Origin of the sequence: Mycobacterium sp. E2238 (assembly GCF_001672665.1) — a bacterium.
In the GTDB taxonomy this organism is placed as follows: Bacteria; Actinomycetota; Actinomycetes; order Mycobacteriales; family Mycobacteriaceae; genus Mycobacterium.
On the sequence record NZ_LZKF01000160.1, the window covers coordinates 29,278 to 46,099 of the forward strand.

Consider the following 16,822-nt stretch of genomic DNA (forward strand, 5'->3'; position numbering starts at 1 on the left):
AGGAAGCGCTGATCAGTACCGCCCGAAGGCGATGGCGACGTTGTGCCCGCCGAATCCGAACGAGTTGTTGATGGCGTACTGGTAGTTGCCCGGCCGCGGCTTACCCGCCACCACGTCCAAATCGATTTCGGGATCCTGGTTTTCGAGGTTCAGCGTCGGCGGAACGACCTGGTCCCGCAGGGCGAGCACCGTCAGGATCGACTCGACCGCACCCACCGCGCCGACGGAGTGACCCAGAGCCGCCTTGGGTGCGTACACCGCCGGCTTGTGGCTCCCCAACGCGTTGCCGATCGCCTTGCTCTCCGCGACGTCACCCACCGAAGTGCCGGTGGCGTGCGCGTTCACGTGGTCGATGTCGCCAGGAGTCAGGCCGGCCAGCTGAATCGCCCGGCTCATCGCATGCCCGGCCCGGAGCCCGTTGGGATCCGGCGCCACCATGTGGTAACCGTCCGAAGTGATGCTGGCACCCATGATCCGGGCCAGGATGTTGGCCCCACGAGCCTTGGCGTGCTCCTCGGTCTCGATCACCATGAGCGCCCCCGCCTCGCCGAACACGAAGCCGGTGCGATCCCGGTCGAACGGGCGGCACGCGCCCGCCGGGTCGTCGTTCTTCGTCGACATCACGATGCGCATCTGGGCGAAGGCCGCGATCGGCACCGCTTCGATCTTGGTCTCGACCCCACCGCAGATGGCGATGTCGGCCTCACCGAAAACGATGTTGCGCCAGGCCTGGGCGACACCCTCGGAACCGGACGCGCACGCCGACACCGGCGTGATCACGCCGGCCTTGGCGTGCCGTTCCAGGCCCACCGCCGCGGCGGCGCCGTTGGGCATGTACTTCTGCACACCCAGCGGAGAGACGGCCTTCATGCCACGGGCGCGCATGTCGTCGTAGCTGAAGACCATCTCCTCCGACGAGCCCAGGCCGGTGCCGATCGACACCAGCAAGCGGTCGGAGTCGACCTCCGGCGAGCCGGCGTTCTCCCAGACCCGTCGGCTCAAGATGGTGGACATCCGTTGCAGATAACCCGTCCGGCGCAGCTCGACGCGGGTCATCTGACTGTCGAATTCCTCTAACAGGTGCCCGCCGATCTTCACCGGCAGGTCGAACTCCTCGACGAACGGGTCCTCGAGCCTGCGGATACCACTTTGGCCGTCCAGCAACAGCTTCCAGGTGTTTTCGGCGTCAGTGGCCAGCGCGGTCGTCATGGCGACGCCAGTGACGACCACGTTCGGGAGTGTCTTCCCGGTAACCAGCTCTGTCATGGGTCTTGCGAACGTTCCTTCCGTACTTGTCCGGTTCCTCCTCGAGCCGCTTGCGGCCCGCGTCGTCGCCGGACGTCGTGCTCAGTACCGCCCGAAGGCGAGCGCCACGTTGTGACCACCGAAGCCGAACGAGTTGTTGATCGCGTAACGGAAATCGCCGTAGCGAGGTTCGCCCGCGACAACATCAAGGTCGATCTCAGGGTCTGGCGTTTCGTAATTCAGTGTTGGCGGTATCACGCCGTCCCGAAGGCTCAATACCGTGAGAACAGATTCCAGCGCGCCGACCGCGCCGATGGAGTGGCCCAGCGCCGACTTCGGCGCGTACACCGCTGCTTGCTCGCAGCCGGCGACCCGGATGGCGTTCGCCTCGGCTGTGTCGCCGATCGGCGTCGCCGTCCCGTGGGCGTTGACGTGGTCAATGTCCTTGGGGGACAAGCCAGCCAACTCGAGTGACCGTTGCATCGCCCGGCCGGCGCGCACGCCGTCCGCCGCCGGCGCGACCATGTGGAACGCGTCCGACGTGATGCCGGCACCCATCAACCGGGCCAGCGGCTTGGCGCCGCGGGCCTTGGCGTGCTCTTCGGTCTCGATGATCATCAAGGCCCCGGCCTCACCGAACACGAAGCCGTCGCGGTCCTTGTCGAACGGCCTCGATGCACGCTCGGGCTCGTCGTTGCGAGTGGACATGGCCCGCATCATGGAGAACGCCGCGATGGGCAGCGCCTCGATGGGACCCTCGACACCGCCGCAGACGGCGAAGTCGGCGTCACCCATTGCGATCTGGCGCCACGCGTGCGCGATCGCCTCCGAGCCGGACGAGCACGCCGACACCGGAGTGATCACCCCGGCCCGGGCGCCCAGCTGCAGGCCCACCACCGCCGCGGCGCCGTTGGGCATGATCATCTGAACGGCCAGCGGCGACACCTTGCGGGGGCCACCCTCGTTCATCAGGTCGTAGCTCTCCACGATCCGCTCGGCGCCACCCAGACCGGTGCCGACCACGACCGAGAACCGGTCGGGGTCGACCTCCGGGCTGCCGGCGGATTCCCAGAGCTGAGTGCTGAGCATCTTGGCCAACCGTTGGACGTAGGACATACGCCGCAGGTCGAGCCTGCTCATGTGCTCGTCGATGGGCTCCTTGAGGTGACCGCCGATCTTGACGGGCAGATCCCACTTGGTGACGAACTCGTCTTCGAGTACGTGGATGCCGCTTTCGCCGGCCAACAGACCCTTCCACGTGCTCTCGATGTCCGGCGCGATCGATGTCGTCGCCGTGACGGCGGTTACCACAACGCTGGGGTAACCGCCATTGGCAGTGGAAGGCTTGCTCACTTGTCCGCTTCCAGCCTCGCCTTGACGTTGGCAACGGCGTCGGGGTTCTCCGACTCCAGCTTGGCGCGCAGCGCTGCGGCGGCTTCGGGGTCTTCTTCCTCGAGCTTCTGGATGTAGGCGACGACGTCACCGACGGTGCGCAGACCGGCGAGGTCCTCGTCCGGGATCTTCACGCCGTACTTGTCCTCGGTCTGCACCGCGATCTCAACCATCGACAGCGAGTCGATGTCCAGGTCGTCGACGAACGACTTCTCCGGGGTGACCTCGGACGGCTCGATACCGGTGACCTCTTCGATGATCTCCGCGATACCGGCAATGATTTCTTCTTGAGTGACGGCCACAGCCTCTTCCCTTCGTAATGTGTTGTGTTGATCGAACAGAATGTTCTTTAGAGCGGTATGTGGTTGTACTGGAAGCGGCTTTTAGAGTTCGGCCAGTGCGTCCAGGTCTGCGGGTGCTTTGACGGCGCGGGTCGTAACCCCCCGAAGTTCGCGTTTGGCGATTCCGGTCAGAGTGCCCGCAGGGGGGAACTCCACCGCCGCCGTGATTTCCCGGTCACGCATGGTGGCCGTGCACAGGTCCCAGCGCACCGGCTGGGTGAGCTGAGCGACCAGCGCGTCCATCGCCGCCGCCGCCGAGGCGACGGGCTGCCCGTCGCGGTTGGACAGCAGCGTGGCGGTGGGCTCGGCGGTCGCGACCGCGGCTGCCGCGGCGGCGTAGCGGTCGAGGGCCGGAGCCATGTACTTGGTGTGGAACGCCCCGGCCACCCCGAGGGCGCGGACCCGGGCCTTGGCCGGCGGGTCCTCGGCCAGCTTCTCCAGCGCCGTCAGCGGGCCGGCGGCGACGATCTGGCCGGCGGCGTTGCGGTTGGCGGGGAACAGGTCGAGCTGCTCGAGACGGGCCAGCACCTCGGCCTCGTCGCCGCCGAGCACCGCGGACATGCCGGTCGGCTCGATGGCGCAGGCCTTGGCCATTTCGGCGCCGCGGGTGGCGGCCAGCGCGACGGCGTCATCGGCGGCCATCACACCGGCGATCGCGTAGGCCGCGATCTCGCCGACGGAGTGGCCGGCCACGATGAGTTCCGCGGACGACAGCAGGCCGCGCTTGGTGAGCTCCTGGTGGGCCAGCAGGGTGGCCGCCACGACCAGGGGCTGGGTGACCGCGGTGTCGGTGATCTCCTCGGTCGACGCGGTGGTGCCCAGCCGGACCAGGTCGAGGCCGCTGGCCTTCGACCACAGGTCGAGCTGGTCCGCGGCACCCGGCAGGTCGAGCCACGGCGAGAGCATCCCCTCGGTCTGCGAACCCTGTCCGGGCGCAAGCAATGCGATCACGTGTTTAAGAGAACACTGTGGAAACGGTTTTGGCGGGTGTAACAGATTATGAACCTCGTCTTAGGTTTTTGTGTAGTCCCCACAAAATAGCTCCGTAAGCTACATGTTCGATACCGCGCCGCGATCTGTGGCCTGGGTCACTGCGCCTCGGATTGACCCCCAATAGCGGCCCTGACCGGCAGCGGAACCGGCGGCATCGCGTTGGTGCCGACGCTAGCGGGAGCGGTGGGGTAGTTGAGCTGGCCAACCGTCGCCGCCACTCGCAGCACATACGCGTCGCGGGGCTGCGTGGGATCGCGCCCCGTGAAGTCGGTGACCCGCTTGAGCCGGTAGCGGACGGTGTTTGGATGAACGAACAACTTTCTGGCACAAGCTTCAATCGCGCCGCCACAATCTAAGTAAGCGTCAAGGGTCTCGATGAGCGTGGGGCCCGCCGCGGCCAACGGCCCCATGACGTCGGTGTGCAACGCCACGATCGCCGAGGCGTCCCCCATCAGGGCGCGTTCGGGCAGGAGTTCGCGCGCCGGCACGGGGCGGGGCGCCCCCCGCCAGCCGCCGACGGCGTTCATCCCGGAGATCGCCTCGCTGGCGCTGTGGTAGGCCGCGGTCAGCATGGGCGCCGTCGGCCCGATGACCACCGGGCCGTCGGAGAACGCCTCCAGCAAGTCGCCGAGGAATTTGTCGGTGGGCGACAGTTGGCCCGATACGACAGCGACCAGCCAGGTGCCGTGCACATCGGTGAGGGCGGCGCGGCCGTGCCGGGCGGCGATGTCGCGGACGTGCTGGCTGGCCCGCTGGTCGTCGCCCGGTCCAGTGGATCCGCCGGGGCCCGGCGCGGGGACTCCGACCACGACCGTCGCGGGGGCGGTGGTGTCCCAGTTGAGCGCCGCGGCCCGGGACAACAGCTCGGGGCCGGTGTCACCGCGGACCACCGCGTCGACGACGCTGGCCTCCATCCGGCTGTCCCAGGTGCCGCGCGCCTCGGCTGCGTTCGCGTAGGCCGAGGCCGAGGTGAAGGCCAGGTCGCGGCTGTACTTCAGGACGCCCACGGTCAGGGCGGTCAGCTGCTCTTCGGAGCGGGCCACCAGCGGCAGCACCTCTTCGAAGAACTCCATGGTGACGCGGACCATGTCCACGCTGTGCCGCAAGGCGATCCGTCGGGCGAGGTCCTGGGGCACCAGCTCGAAGGCCTGCGCGGTGTAGCTGACGTTGCTGTGGGGGTCCTGCATCCATTCGACGAAGTTGTTGATCGCCGTTTGCACCACCAGGGCGACGCTGGCCCGCTGGGAGGCCTCCAGGTCGGCAAAGAACGGCAACCGGTCCTGCATTACCGAGACCGCCTCGGTGGCCAGCCGGCCGGAGTACTGCTTCAACCGGCGCAGGACCGAATCCGGCACGGTGTCCAGAAGTTCGAGCGGCGACCGGGGCTGCTTGGCGAACGGGCCGGCGAACGGGTTGTCATTCACCCCTAAAACCTACGCCACTTTTTGGAAGTTACCGCCAAAGCGTCGGGCGAGGTGCGCTGTGCGCCGCGGTCGAGTGTGCGGCCAGCCGCACGCTCGACGCCGAATGTGCGGCTGGCCGCATGCTCACGTCCCGCCGCCCGGCTGGCCGGGCGCTCGCGGACCAGCGAACCCCCGCTACGTGGCCGTCCCCGCCTCGGCGCTCTGCCCGCGGGCGGCCTGGACGTCGTCGATCTTGTACTGGCGGGCGGCCGCGACCGGAACCGAGGGGTCGATCTCCCCGTCGCGCGCCAACGCTTCCAGCACCGCGACCACCTGCGACTCGGCGTCGGTGTTGAAATACCGGCGCGCGGCGGGCCGGGTGTCCGAGAAACCGAACCCGTCGGTGCCCAGCGTGACGAAGGTGCCGGGCACCCATGGCCGGATCTGCTCGGGGACGGCGCGCATCCAGTCCGACACGGCGATCACCGGGCCGGCGGCGTTCGACAGGGCCTGGGTGACGTAGGCGGTCCCGGCGGGCCGGTCGGGGTGGCGCAGCTTCGCCCTCTCGACGGCCACGCCGTCGCGGTTGAGTTCGCCCCAGCTGGTCACCGACCAGACGTCGGCGGCGACGTCCCACTCGGCGGCCAGCATCTCGGCCGCCTGCAGCGCCGACGGCATCGCCACCCCGGAGGCCAGGATCTGGGCGGTGTTCGCGCGCTGTTCGGTGGCGGCGCGGTAGCGGTAGATGCCCCGCAGCACGCCCTCCGGATCGAAGTTCTCCGGCTCCGGCGGCTGCACGTACGGCTCGTTGTAGACGGTGATGTAGAAGTACACGTCTTCGGGGTTGTCCCCGAACATCCGCGCCAGCCCGCTCTCCACGATGTAGGCGATCTCGTAGGCGAAGGCCGGGTCGTAGGCGACCACCGCCGGGTTGGTGCTGGCAAGCAGCAGCGAGTGGCCGTCGGCGTGCTGCAGCCCCTCGCCGGTCAGCGTGGTGCGCCCCGCGGTGGCCCCGAGCAGGAAGCCGCGGGTCATCTGGTCGGCCGCGGCCCACAGCCCGTCGCCGGTGCGCTGGAAGCCGAACATCGAATAGAAGATGTAGATCGGGATCATCGGCTCGTTGTGCGTCGCATACGACGTGCCCGCCGCGATGAACGAGCCCACCGAGCCCGCCTCGTTGATGCCCTCGTGCAGGATCTGCCCGACTTCGCTTTCCTTATAAGCCAGCATCAGCTCGGCGTCGACGGCGGTGTACAGCTGGCCGAGGCGGTTGTAGATCTTCAGCGACGGGAACCACGAGTCCATGCCGAATGTGCGCGCCTCGTCGGGAATGATCGGCACGATTCGCGGGCCAACCTCCTTGTCCCGCAACACTTCCTTGAAGGTGCGCACGGTCGCCATGGTGGTCGCGACCTCCTGGGTGCCCGAGCCCTTCTTCAGCGCGGAGTAGATCTCGCGCCCGGGCAGCTTGAGCGCCTTGGCCTTGGTGCGGCGCTCGGGCAGAAAGCCGCCGAGGGTGCGGCGACGGTCGAGCATGTAGCGGATCTCCGGCGCGTCCGGGCCGGGGTGGTAGTAGGGCGGCAGGTAGGGGTCCTCGTCCAGCTGCGCGTCGCTGATCGGGATCCGCATGGAGTCGCGGAACCACTTAAGGTCTTCCAGCGCAAGCTTTTTCATCTGGTGCGTGGCGTTGCGGCCCTGGAAGTGCGCCCCCAGCGAGTAGCCCTTGATGGTCTTGGCCAGGATCACCGTCGGCTGACCCTTGTGGTCGACGGCGGCGCGGTAGGCGGCGTACACCTTGCGGTAGTCGTGGCCGCCGCGCTTGAGATTCCAGATCTCGGAATCGGTCATGTTCTCGACGAGCGCCTTGGTGCGCGGGTCGCGGCCGAAGAAGTGGTCGCGCACGTAGGCGCCGTCGTTGGCCTTATATGTCTGGTAGTCGCCGTCCGGGGTGGTGTTCATCAGGTTCACCAGCGCGCCGTCGCGGTCGGCGTGCAGCAGGGCGTCCCACTCGCGGCCCCAGACCACCTTGATGACGTTCCATCCCGCCCCGCGGAAGAACGACTCCAGTTCCTGGATGATCTTGCCGTTCCCGCGCACCGGCCCGTCGAGGCGCTGCAGGTTGCAGTTGATGACGAACGTCAGGTTGTCCAGGCCCTCGAGCGCCCCGACGTGCGCCAGCCCGCGGCTCTCCGGCTCGTCCATCTCACCGTCGCCCAGGAAGCACCACACGTGCTGGTCGGAGGTGTCCTTGATGCCCCGGTCGTGCAGATAGTGGTTGAACCGCGCCTGGTAGATGGCGTTGAGCGGGCCCAGGCCCATGGACACGGTGGGGAACTCCCAGAAGTCGGGCATCAGGCGCGGGTGCGGGTAGGACGGCAGGCCACCGCCGGCATGGCTGTGTTCCTGGCGGAAGCCGTCGAGCCGATCCTCGCTGAGCCGCCCTTCGAGGAACGCGCGCGCATAAATCCCGGGGGACGCGTGGCCCTGGATGAAAATCTGGTCGCCGCCGCCGGGATGCGATTTGCCCCGGAAGAAGTGGTTGAAGCCGACCTCGTACAGCGCGGCCGACGAGGCGTAGGTCGAAATGTGGCCGCCCACGCCGACTCCCGGGCGCTGGGCGCGGTGCACCATGATGGCGGCGTTCCACCGGATCCACGCCCGGAAGCGCCGTTCGACGTCCTCGTCGCCGGGGAACCACGGTTCCAATTCCGTCGGGATGGTGTTGACGTAATCGGTTGACGTGAGTGACGGGATGGCCACGCGCTGCTCGCCGGCCCGTTCCAGCAGTCGCAGCATCAGGTACCGCGCCCGCGCCGGCCCGGAGCGCTCCAGCAGTTCGTCGAACGACTCCAGCCACTCCGAGGTCTCTTCGGGGTCGATGTCGGGCAGGTACGACGCGACGCCTTCGCGAATCACCCGAACGCGGTCGGGTTCGCTTGCGCTGCTAGGGGTTTTGGCCAGATCGTGGCGTGCGAACTCGGTTGTCAACGCACTGCTCCTGTAGTTGGCGGGGCTTGTGCCCTCGGGGTGCTGCGCACCGTCTCCCTCTATCGTGCCGCACCGGCGTTGGGCGGGGCTAGCCGACGTCGGGTAGCTGGCACGGGTTCACCCGGCCGACACGAACTCGTGCGTAGCGGGACGATCGGCAAAGCCAACCGGTAACGTCAGGAGCCGTGCTCATCGGATGGCGTGCCGTACTTGCGGGGAGCTTTCCCAGGCGAGGCGCTCTGGCGCTCGGGTGTATCGCGGCGACGCTGATGGGGATCGTGGGGTGTACCACCGTCACCAACGGCACGGCCGGGCCCGATACGCAGGTGGCCCCGGCTTATCGGCAGTCGGTGTCCGCGTCGGTGTCCGCGTCGTCGGCGACCTCGCGGGTCCGCGAGTCGCAGCGGCAGCAGTCGCTGACCACCCGGGCGGTGCGCACCTCGTGCGACAACCTGGCCACGACGAGCAAGGACGCGATCGACAAGGTGAACATCTTCGTCGGCGCGTTCAACGCGGGCCGCGGCACCGGTCCCACGGAGGGCCCCGCCATCGACGCGCTGAACAACAGCGCCGACACGGTCAGCAACAGCTTCAACGATGCGCTGTCCCAGCAGCTGAAGGACGCGTTCAACTCGTATATCGACGCGGCCCGCGGGGTGGCCAACGCGATCGGCACCCACGCGGCGACGGGGGAATTCAACCGGCGGGTGGACCGGCTCAACGACGCCAAGACGAAGGCACTCAAACTTTGCCTGGCGTCCTTCTGAGGCGCCTCGTGAGGCGCGAGTGTCGACGCGGTTGCGGCTGTGCGACGATAATCCCCATCGCACGGCGCTGGACGGTTTAAGGAGGCTCCACGGTGGTCGCGGCGGATAACGCCTCGAGCTACGCTCGCAAACTGGGCATCCAACGAGACCAAGTTGTCCAGGAATGGGGCTGGGACGAGGACGCCGACGACGAAATCCGCGCTGACGTCGAGGAAGCGTGCGGCGCCGAGTTGCTCGACGAGGACACCGACGAGGTGGTCGACGTCGTCCTGCTGTGGTGGCGCGACGGGGACGGCGACCTGGTGGACACCCTGATGGACGCGATCGGCCCGCTGGCCGAGGACGGCGTGATCTGGGTGCTGACGCCCAAGACCGGCAAGCCCGGCCACGTGCTGCCCGCCGAGATCGCCGAGGCCGCCCCCACGGCCGGCCTGATGCCGACGTCCTCGGTCAACCTGGGTGACTGGAGCGCCAGCCGCCTGGTGCAGCCGAAGTCCCGAGCCGGGAAGCGTTGATGCTGCCCGTCGGCGCCACCGCCCCGGACTTCACACTGCGCGACCAGAACCAACAGCGGGTCAGCCTGAGCGCCTACCGCGGCGCCAAGAACGTCCTGTTGGTCTTCTTCCCGCTGGCCTTCACCGGCATCTGCCAGGGCGAGCTGGATCAGCTTCGCGATCACCTGCCCGACTTCGAGAACGACGACAGCGCGGCACTGGCCATCTCGGTGGGACCGCCGCCCACGCACCGGATCTGGTCGCTGGAGAGCGGATTCACGTTCCCGGTGCTGTCGGACTTCTGGCCGCACGGAGAGGTCAGCCAGGCCTACGGCGTATTCAACGACGAGGCCGGCTACCCCAACCGCGGCACCTTCGTCATCGACCGTTCCGGCGTGATCCGGTTCGCGGAGATGAAACAACCCGGCGAATCCCGCAACCAGCGGCTGTGGACCGACGCGCTGGCGGCTTTGCGGGGCTGAGAGTTTTGGGTACTCGGGCGTTGTGCGTGTAGCCTGCCTCGGGCACGGGCGCGTAGCTCAGTGGTAGAGCTCTGGTTTTACACACCAGCGGTCGGCGGTTCGATACCGTCCGCGCCCACCAAGAACTCGTCGGCTTTCTTTTTGGTCACGGCCCGACGATCAGCGACGCGATCAGGGCCAGGGCGCACACGCCCATGATCGCGACGATCGCCCATCCCATCACGTTGGCGAACCCGTTGTTGGTGTGCCGCCCCATGATTGCCCGGTTGTTGCCGACCAGCGTGATCATCGCCATCAAGGGCGGGGCAAGCACGCCATTCACCGCGGCGGCGTAATAGAGCATCCGGAACGGGGGAATCCCGATGAAGTTCAGCCCCACGCCCACGAGCGTGGCCAGGGCGATCACCACGTAGAAGGCGCGCGCCTCGCGGAATGTGTAGCCCAGGCCCGCTTTCCAGCCCAGCGCTTCGGACAGCGCGTAGGAGGCCGAGCCGCTCAGCGTGGGCACGGCCAGGAAGCCGACGCCGATGATCCCCACCGCGAACAGCAGATAGGTCAGATCGCCGGCCAGCGGCCGCAAAGCCAGTGCCGCCTGGTCGGGGGTGTCCACCGACACCACACCCGCCGGGTGCAGCACGGACGCGCAGGTCAGGATGATGAAGAACTGCACGATGTTGGAGAAGCCCATTCCGACGGCGGTGTCGGCGCGCATGCCGCGGATATCGCTTTCGACCACGACCGGGACGCCCTTGCCGTAGAACTTCATCCGCCCCCGGGCGAAATCCTCCTCGGCCTCCTGGTCGGCCTCCCAGAAAAAGCAGTAGGGCGTGATCGTGGTCCCGAGCACCGCCACGATGTTCAGCGCATAGTCGCGCGACCATTCGAAATGCGGTGTGAACGCGCTGAGCGCCACCGTGGGCCACCACGGATGGTGGACGACGAACGCCGCCACGACGTAGGCCAACAGGCTCAGGCACACATACTTGAGGAACCGCGCGTAAGCCGGGTAGGGCACTGAAATCTGCAGCGCCAGCGAAATCCCGACGATCACCGCCAACCAGGCCAGCAGCGGGGCGTGAACGAGCAACTGACCGGTTGCCGCCATCGCGCCGAGGTCGGCACCGACATTGACGGTGTTGGCGACCAACAGCAGCGACACGGCCACGTAGAGCACGCGGCGCGAATAGTGCTCGCGCAGCACCGCCGCCAGCCCGCGGCCGGTGACCATGCCGATCCGTCCGCAGATTTCTTGGATCGCACCCATGAACGGGTACGTCCATGCGGCCACCCACAGCTGGGCGTAGCCGAATTGGGCACCGGTCTGGCTATAGGTCTGAATGCCCGATGGATCGTCGTCGGACGACCCGGTGACGAACCCGGGTCCGAGAATGTGCCAGGCGGCCGCGGCGCGGGCACGAAGGGACACGCCCGAATGATGGCACATGGCTCGGCTGTCGATCGACTTCTATGGCTCGCCCTGGTGTGGCAGCCTCAGGGGCGTGAATGTCGAACCCGTGGAACCGTTTCGCATCGACGTCCCAGACGACGTCCTGGACGACCTGCAATCGCGGCTGACCCGCACCCGCTGGCCGGAAGCCGAATGCGTGGACGACTGGAGCCAGGGCATGCCGCTGGCCTACACCCGCGAACTGGCCGGCTATTGGGCCGACGAGTACGACTGGCGCTCCCGCGAGGACGCGCTCAACCGCTTCGACCAGTTCATCACCGAGATCGACGGGCTGGACATTCATTTCGTCCACCACCGGTCGCCGCACGACGACGCGTTCCCGCTGCTGATCACCCACGGCTGGCCCGGCTCGATCGTGGAGTTCCACAAGGTGATCGAGCCGCTGACCAATCCGGCGTCCGGGCGCGCCGAGGACGCCTTCCACGTGATCTGCCCGTCGCTGCCGGGATACGGGTTTTCCGGCAAGCCGACGCGCACGGGCTGGGGCGTGCAGAAGATCGCCGAGGCCTGGGAGACGTTGATGCTGCGCCTGGGCTACGACCGCTACGGCGCCCAGGGCGGCGACTGGGGCGCCGCCGTGACCACCCAGATCGGCCGTAACGGCGGCCACTGCGCGGGCATCCACCTCAACATGCCGATCGGGCGGCCCACCCCGGAGTCGCTCAAGAACCCGACCGAAGAGGAGCAGCGGGCAATGGCCGCAATGGCCGAGCACCGCGAGTGGGGCACCGGCTATTCCAAGCAGCAGTCCACCCGGCCGCAAACGCTGGGCTACGGGCTGGCCGATTCGCCGGTGGGGCAAATGGCGTGGATCGTCGAGAAGTTCTGGGCGTGGGCCGATTGCGACGGTCACCCGGAGAATGTGTTCACCCGAGACGAGCTGCTGGACAACGTGATGCTCTATTGGGTGAACAACACCGGCGCGTCGTCGGCCCGCCTGTACTGGGAGAGCTTCAGGGTCTTTGGTCAGCTGGGCCGCGTCGAAATGCCCACGGGCGTCGCGGCTTTCCCGGGCGAGCTGCTGAAGGCGCCCAGAAGCTGGTGCGAGCCGGTCTACAACATCACGCACTGGACGACCATGGAGCGCGGCGGGCACTTCGCCGCGTTCGAGCAGCCGGAGCTGTTCGTCGAGGACGTGGGCGCGTTCTTCGCGACGGTGCGGGCCTAGACGATCCGCCGGCCGCGCCGCGCCCGAAAACGCATGTCCCACAAGTAGATCTGATATCCGAGGAGCCAGATCCCGTGCGGCAGGAAGAGGTCTGCCAGCCGCAGCGCGGACAGCAGCCACTCGAACCGGCGCTGTTGGCCGGGGGACCAGTCCAGCTGCATCAGCGCGCGAAACTCCGGAGCCAAAAACCCCGTCGTCGCAAAGAGGTTGAACGGCCCCGCCAAGACTCGCAACGGCCACGGCAGGAACGCCAGCGACGCCACGCCGCGCAGATGCTCCCGTACCGGAGGGTCGATGCGCAGCTCGTCGAGCGTGTGCTTCCAGTACTCGTCGAACGCCGCCCGGTCCGGCGGCCACATGCGATCGGGCACCTGCAGCGTGGTGGCCAGCCGTTTGGCGTCGAGGTAGACGGCGTCGGCGGTGGCCGGATCATTCGGGTCGAGCGGGCCGTGCAGGAACTCGTGCTGGTCGATGAAATAGCGGTACAGGCACGAGGCCACCCACAGCTGCAGCTTGGGGTCGAAAGCGTTGTAGGACACCGGGCTTGACGACGTGGATCGGACCTGCCGGTGCGCGATGTCGACGGCGCCGCGGATCAACGCGCGGTCGGACTCGGTCCCGATCGTGGCGACCGCGAGGTAGGTGCCGGTGGTGCGGGCCCGCTTGAACGGATGCTTGTAGACGTTGCCGCTGTCCACCGGGCTTTCCAGCACCCCGTACCCGACGCCGGGCAGGGACAATTGCATGATCACGTTCGCGGCCGGAAGCAGCAGTGCCGCCGGGTTCAACAGGTCGGCGGCCCGGGTCGCGGGCCGCTTCATCGCGGACGACGCCATGCCGCCGAGTCAACCACGTACTCCCACATGCCGAGGGCCGAGACGTTATAACCGGCCGAAAACGGGCACGCCTGGGCAGATGAGTACCCATTTCGGCGTCTCGGCTTCCGGGCCGCCGCGCCACCGGGCGGCCGTGTCGACGGGCGCCCTCGAATCATCCCTACTGATGTGGTGGGTGATCGGCCTGCTGATCGCCGTGGTGATCGTTGCGGCCGTCTTCGCCATGGCGTAGGCCCGCCTGGCCGGCGCGTCCCGTGTGAGACGCTGCCAGGGTGTTGGCGACGCGGACCCGGTTGGCCGGCGTGCTGGCCGGCTACCTGGCCGACGTCGCGCTGGGCGACCCGGTGCGGGGGCATCCGGTCGCGGCCTTCGGGCGGGCCGCCGCCGGGTTGGAGCAGCTGACCTACCGCGACAGCAGGGCCGCGGGGGCGGTGCACGTCGGCGCGCTGGTCGGGGCCGTCGGCTTGCTCGGCGCCGCGCTGCAACGGACCGCCGACCGCGCCGGCCCGCCCTGGTCGATCGCCGCCATCGCAGCGGCCACCTGGGTATCGGTGGGCGGAACATCGTTGGCGCGCACCGGCTTGGCGATGGCGGAACTGCTGGAACGCGGGGACATCGAGGCCGCGCGCCGGCTGTTGCCGTCGCTGTGTGGGCGCGATCCGGCCATGCTGGACGGCGCCGGCCTCACGCGTGCGTCGCTGGAATCGGTCGCGGAGAACACGTCCGACGCCCAGGTGGCGCCGCTGCTGTGCGCGGCGATGGGCGGGACGCCCGCGGTGCTGGCGTACCGCGCCGTCAACACGCTGGACTCGATGATCGGCTACCGCTCGGCCCGCTACGCCCGATTCGGTTGGGCCGCAGCGAGATTGGATGATGTGGCCAACTACCTCGGCGCGCGGGCGACGGCGGTGTTGGTGGTGATGTTCGCGCCGTTCGTCGGCGGGTCGCCCTCGGGTGCGGTGCGGGCCTGGCGCCGTGATGCCGCCCGTCACCCCAGCCCCAACGCCGGTGTCGTCGAGGCGGCCTTCGCCGGGGCCCTGGGGGTCCGACTCGGCGGGCCCACCCAGTACCGCCACGAGTTGCAGATCCGGCCGACCCTGGGCGACGGACACCAGCCGACGGTGGCCGACCTGCGCCGCGCCGTGGCGCTGTCGCGGACGGTGCAAGCGGGCGCCGCGCTGCTGGCGGTGCCGCTGTGTTACCTGCGGCGGCCGTAGCGGTCGGCGAGTTTCGCCTCCACGGTCTTCGGGGTCTCCGGAGCCGGCGCCGCCTCGGCCGCGGGTTGCTGTTGCTTTTCCCGTCGGCGCGCGCGGATCTCGGAATAGATGAAGTAGCCCAACCCGAGTGGCGCGACGATGCCGAACGAGATCCACTGAATTCCGTAGGACAGGAAGGGCCCGGCGTCCAGGTGCGGCACGCCGATCACGCCGAGCCCGCCGGGCTGGTCCTCGGTCAACTGAAGATACGAGCCCGCCAGCGGGACCTTGGTCAGCGCCGCGACCTGTTCGGTGCTGATCGAGTACACCTGCTGCACACCGTCTTGGGTGAAGGGATCTTTGCCCGGCGCGACGGCCTCGGAGTCGCGCAGCCGCGCGGTGATGGTGACCGTGTCCTGGGGCGGGCGGGGGATCGGCGGGACGTGGGATCCCTGTTCGGGCCGCACGTAGCCGCGGTCCACGAGCACGGTGGGTCCGGCGTCGACGACGAACGGTGCCAGCACCTCGAACGCCGGCTTGCCCTCGATCACCCGCAACCGGGCGAGCACCTGGACGTCGGGCAGGTAGTGCCCGGTGGCCGTCACGCGGCGCCACTGCGCGTTCGTGGCCGAGGAATTCTGTTGTGGCAGCAGCGTTTTGAGTGGGACGGGTTCGGTGTTGAGGGAATACTCGATCTGGCGGTTCTCCCGCGACGTCCGGTTGTGCTTGCCCAGCTGCCAGGGCGCCAGCACCGTGAAGCACAGGTAGGTGAAGGCGACGACCACGAGCGCCAGCGCGATCCAGCCGGGCCGCAGCAGGAACGCCAGCCGACGCAGCACCCGGGGCATCAGGGCGATCCGTTCCCGCCGAGCCGGTCGTCCACCCAGGCGTGCAGGCCGGGCAGCGCGGCCTCGATGACCGCGAAGACCTCCTCGAAGTCCTGCGCGTCGCCGTAGTAGGGGTCCTCCACGTCGGGGGCGTGGGCGCCCGAACGCGGGTCGAAGGACCGCAACATCCGCACCCGCTCGTCGTCGACACCCAGCTCGCGCAGCATCCGCAGATGGTTACGGCCCAGCGCCACCACCAGGTCGGCGGCCAGATGGTCGGCCTCGACCTGAGCGGCGCGGTGGTCGGTGGAGTAGCCGTGGGCGCGCAGCACATCGGCCGCCCGCTCGTCGGCGCATTGGCCGACATGCCAGTTGCCGGTGCCCGCGCTGGTCACCCGAACGGCGTCGGCCAGGCCGCGGCGGCGCAGCTGGTCGGCGAACATCTTCTCGGCCATTACCGACCGGCAGATGTTCCCCGTGCAGACGAAGGTGACGTGCAGCGGCTCAGACACCGAGCGCCGCCCGCAGCTCGTCGATGGTCGCGGCGTGCGTCACGCCGGTGACGCCGAACCCGTCGGCGAAATCGTCCCGCCCGTAACCCCAGCCCACCACCACCGTGTCGATGCCGTGCGCGGCCGCGCCGTGCACGTCGTGGCTGCGGTCGCCGACCATGAGCACCCGCTCGGGCAGCGGCTGCAGTTGCTCCAACGCGTGCGCCAGCACGTCGACCTTGGTCTTGCGGGAGCCGTCGGGGCTCGCCCCGGCGATCACCTCGAAATACCCATCGAGCCCGAAATGGGCGAGGATGCGCCGCGCCGTCGGTTCGAGCTTCGAGGTGGCCACGGCCAGCCGGACACCGGCGGCGCTCAAATCGGCCAGCAGCGGCTCGATGCCCTCGAACAGCGTGTTCATCGCCCAGCCCCGGCTGCCGTATTCGGCGCGGAAGGCGGTGATGGCCCGCTCGGCGTCCCCGCCCAGCATGGACCGGAAGGTGTCGTCCATCGGCGGGCCCACGATCTGCGCCACCAGGTCGCCGTCGGGCACAGCGACGCCGACGTGCTCGAGTGCATGCAGAAAGCTGGCCACGATGCCCTCCGCGGAGTCGGTGAGGGTGCCGTCGAGGTCGAAGATCACCAGCTCGGTGGTGAGGCCCGGCGAAGGGCGATCGGTGGCCGTTGTGCCTGTCACCTCACCATTGTCCTCGATGGCCGCGTCCGGGTGT

17 protein-coding genes and 1 tRNA gene are annotated in these 16,822 nt (G+C 68.5%); 7 read left to right on the forward strand and 11 right to left on the reverse strand.

Translation table 11 applies throughout. The features are described 5' to 3' along the window. Window positions 1–12: 12 nt before the first annotated feature. The 6 genes from kasB to aceE all read right to left on the reverse strand — a co-directional run bounded on the left by kasB (window position 13) and on the right by aceE (window position 8,362). Window positions 13–1,266, reverse strand: a complete 1,254-nt coding sequence (gene kasB / locus A5711_RS13930) for a 3-oxoacyl-ACP synthase KasB (RefSeq protein WP_067947392.1) — start codon at window positions 1,264–1,266, stop codon at window positions 13–15. An 81-nt stretch (window positions 1,267–1,347) separates the two neighbouring features. Then, window positions 1,348–2,598: a 3-oxoacyl-ACP synthase KasA gene (kasA, locus tag A5711_RS13935; protein WP_067947394.1), complete on the reverse strand. Its 1,251-nt coding sequence runs from the start codon at window positions 2,596–2,598 to the stop codon at window positions 1,348–1,350. After that, the gene (acpM, locus tag A5711_RS13940) at window positions 2,595–2,939 is read right to left on the reverse strand and encodes a meromycolate extension acyl carrier protein AcpM (protein ID WP_066949723.1); all 345 of its coding nucleotides are present in this window, start codon (window positions 2,937–2,939) and stop codon (window positions 2,595–2,597) included. The genes kasA and acpM overlap by 4 nt, the downstream gene beginning before the upstream one ends. An 81-nt stretch (window positions 2,940–3,020) precedes the next feature. Further along, entirely contained in the window at window positions 3,021–3,929 is a 909-nt protein-coding gene (locus A5711_RS13945; RefSeq protein WP_067947396.1) for an ACP S-malonyltransferase, read from the reverse strand. A gap of 137 nt (window positions 3,930–4,066) precedes the next feature. Beyond that, the gene (locus A5711_RS13950) at window positions 4,067–5,395 is read right to left on the reverse strand and encodes a CdaR family transcriptional regulator (protein ID WP_067947398.1); all 1,329 of its coding nucleotides are present in this window, start codon (window positions 5,393–5,395) and stop codon (window positions 4,067–4,069) included. 174 nt (window positions 5,396–5,569) lie between these two features. Then, window positions 5,570–8,362, reverse strand: a complete 2,793-nt coding sequence (aceE, locus tag A5711_RS13955) for a pyruvate dehydrogenase (acetyl-transferring), homodimeric type (protein WP_067947400.1) — start codon at window positions 8,360–8,362, stop codon at window positions 5,570–5,572. A gap of 185 nt (window positions 8,363–8,547) precedes the next feature. Here aceE and A5711_RS13960 point away from each other — a divergent pair, with 185 nt between their 5' ends. The 4 genes from A5711_RS13960 (at window position 8,548) to A5711_RS13975 (ending at window position 10,226) form a co-directional block, all read left to right on the forward strand. Next, a complete protein-coding gene (locus A5711_RS13960) occupies window positions 8,548–9,129 on the forward strand; it encodes a hypothetical protein (protein WP_067947402.1) in 582 nt (193 codons plus the stop codon). A 92-nt stretch (window positions 9,130–9,221) separates the two neighbouring features. Next, a complete protein-coding gene (locus A5711_RS13965) occupies window positions 9,222–9,644 on the forward strand; it encodes a DUF3052 domain-containing protein (RefSeq protein WP_066951594.1) in 423 nt (140 codons plus the stop codon). Then, entirely contained in the window at window positions 9,644–10,105 is a 462-nt protein-coding gene (locus A5711_RS13970) for a peroxiredoxin (protein WP_067947403.1), read from the forward strand. Before A5711_RS13965 ends, A5711_RS13970 begins: the two co-directional genes overlap by 1 nt. 46 nt (window positions 10,106–10,151) lie before the next feature. After that, window positions 10,152–10,226: transfer RNA gene (locus tag A5711_RS13975), tRNA-Val, on the forward strand. Window positions 10,227–10,250: 24 nt separating this feature from the next. Here the strand turns inward: A5711_RS13975 and A5711_RS13980 are convergent. Beyond that, the gene (locus A5711_RS13980) at window positions 10,251–11,531 is read right to left on the reverse strand and encodes an NRAMP family divalent metal transporter (protein ID WP_197500908.1); all 1,281 of its coding nucleotides are present in this window, start codon (window positions 11,529–11,531) and stop codon (window positions 10,251–10,253) included. Between the two features lie 88 nt (window positions 11,532–11,619). Between A5711_RS13980 and A5711_RS13985 the strand changes: the two genes are divergently transcribed. Continuing rightward, a complete protein-coding gene (locus A5711_RS13985; RefSeq protein WP_067947493.1) occupies window positions 11,620–12,741 on the forward strand; it encodes an epoxide hydrolase family protein in 1,122 nt (373 codons plus the stop codon). Here the strand turns inward: A5711_RS13985 and A5711_RS13990 are convergent. Further along, window positions 12,738–13,562: an oxygenase MpaB family protein gene (locus A5711_RS13990; protein ID WP_067947495.1), complete on the reverse strand. Its 825-nt coding sequence runs from the start codon at window positions 13,560–13,562 to the stop codon at window positions 12,738–12,740. The two genes, A5711_RS13985 and A5711_RS13990, sit on opposite strands and share 4 nt — an antisense overlap. Window positions 13,563–13,656: 94 nt before the next feature. Between A5711_RS13990 and A5711_RS26870 the strand changes: the two genes are divergently transcribed. Continuing rightward, the gene (locus tag A5711_RS26870) at window positions 13,657–13,809 is read left to right on the forward strand and encodes a hypothetical protein (protein WP_156744933.1); all 153 of its coding nucleotides are present in this window, start codon (window positions 13,657–13,659) and stop codon (window positions 13,807–13,809) included. Between the two features lie 43 nt (window positions 13,810–13,852). After that, a complete protein-coding gene (locus A5711_RS13995) occupies window positions 13,853–14,794 on the forward strand; it encodes a cobalamin biosynthesis protein (protein WP_369829938.1) in 942 nt (313 codons plus the stop codon). On the opposite strand, the gene A5711_RS14000 is transcribed toward A5711_RS13995, so the two are convergent. From A5711_RS14000 to A5711_RS14010, 3 genes are read right to left on the reverse strand one after another with little or no spacing between them, the layout of a single operon-like run. Then, complete coding sequence (locus A5711_RS14000) at window positions 14,776–15,609, reverse strand: SURF1 family protein (protein ID WP_156673146.1); 834 nt, start codon at window positions 15,607–15,609, stop codon at window positions 14,776–14,778. The two genes, A5711_RS13995 and A5711_RS14000, sit on opposite strands and share 19 nt — an antisense overlap. 11 nt (window positions 15,610–15,620) lie before the next feature. Then, on the reverse strand, window positions 15,621–16,112 hold the full coding sequence (locus A5711_RS14005) for a low molecular weight protein-tyrosine-phosphatase (RefSeq protein WP_067947411.1): 492 nt from the start codon (window positions 16,110–16,112) through the stop codon (window positions 15,621–15,623). After that, window positions 16,105–16,788 carry an HAD-IA family hydrolase gene (locus A5711_RS14010; RefSeq protein WP_197520797.1) on the reverse strand — a complete coding sequence of 228 codons (684 nt, stop codon included), beginning with the start codon at window positions 16,786–16,788 and terminating at the stop codon, window positions 16,105–16,107. Before A5711_RS14010 ends, A5711_RS14005 begins: the two co-directional genes overlap by 8 nt. Between the last annotated feature and the right edge of the window lie 34 nt (window positions 16,789–16,822).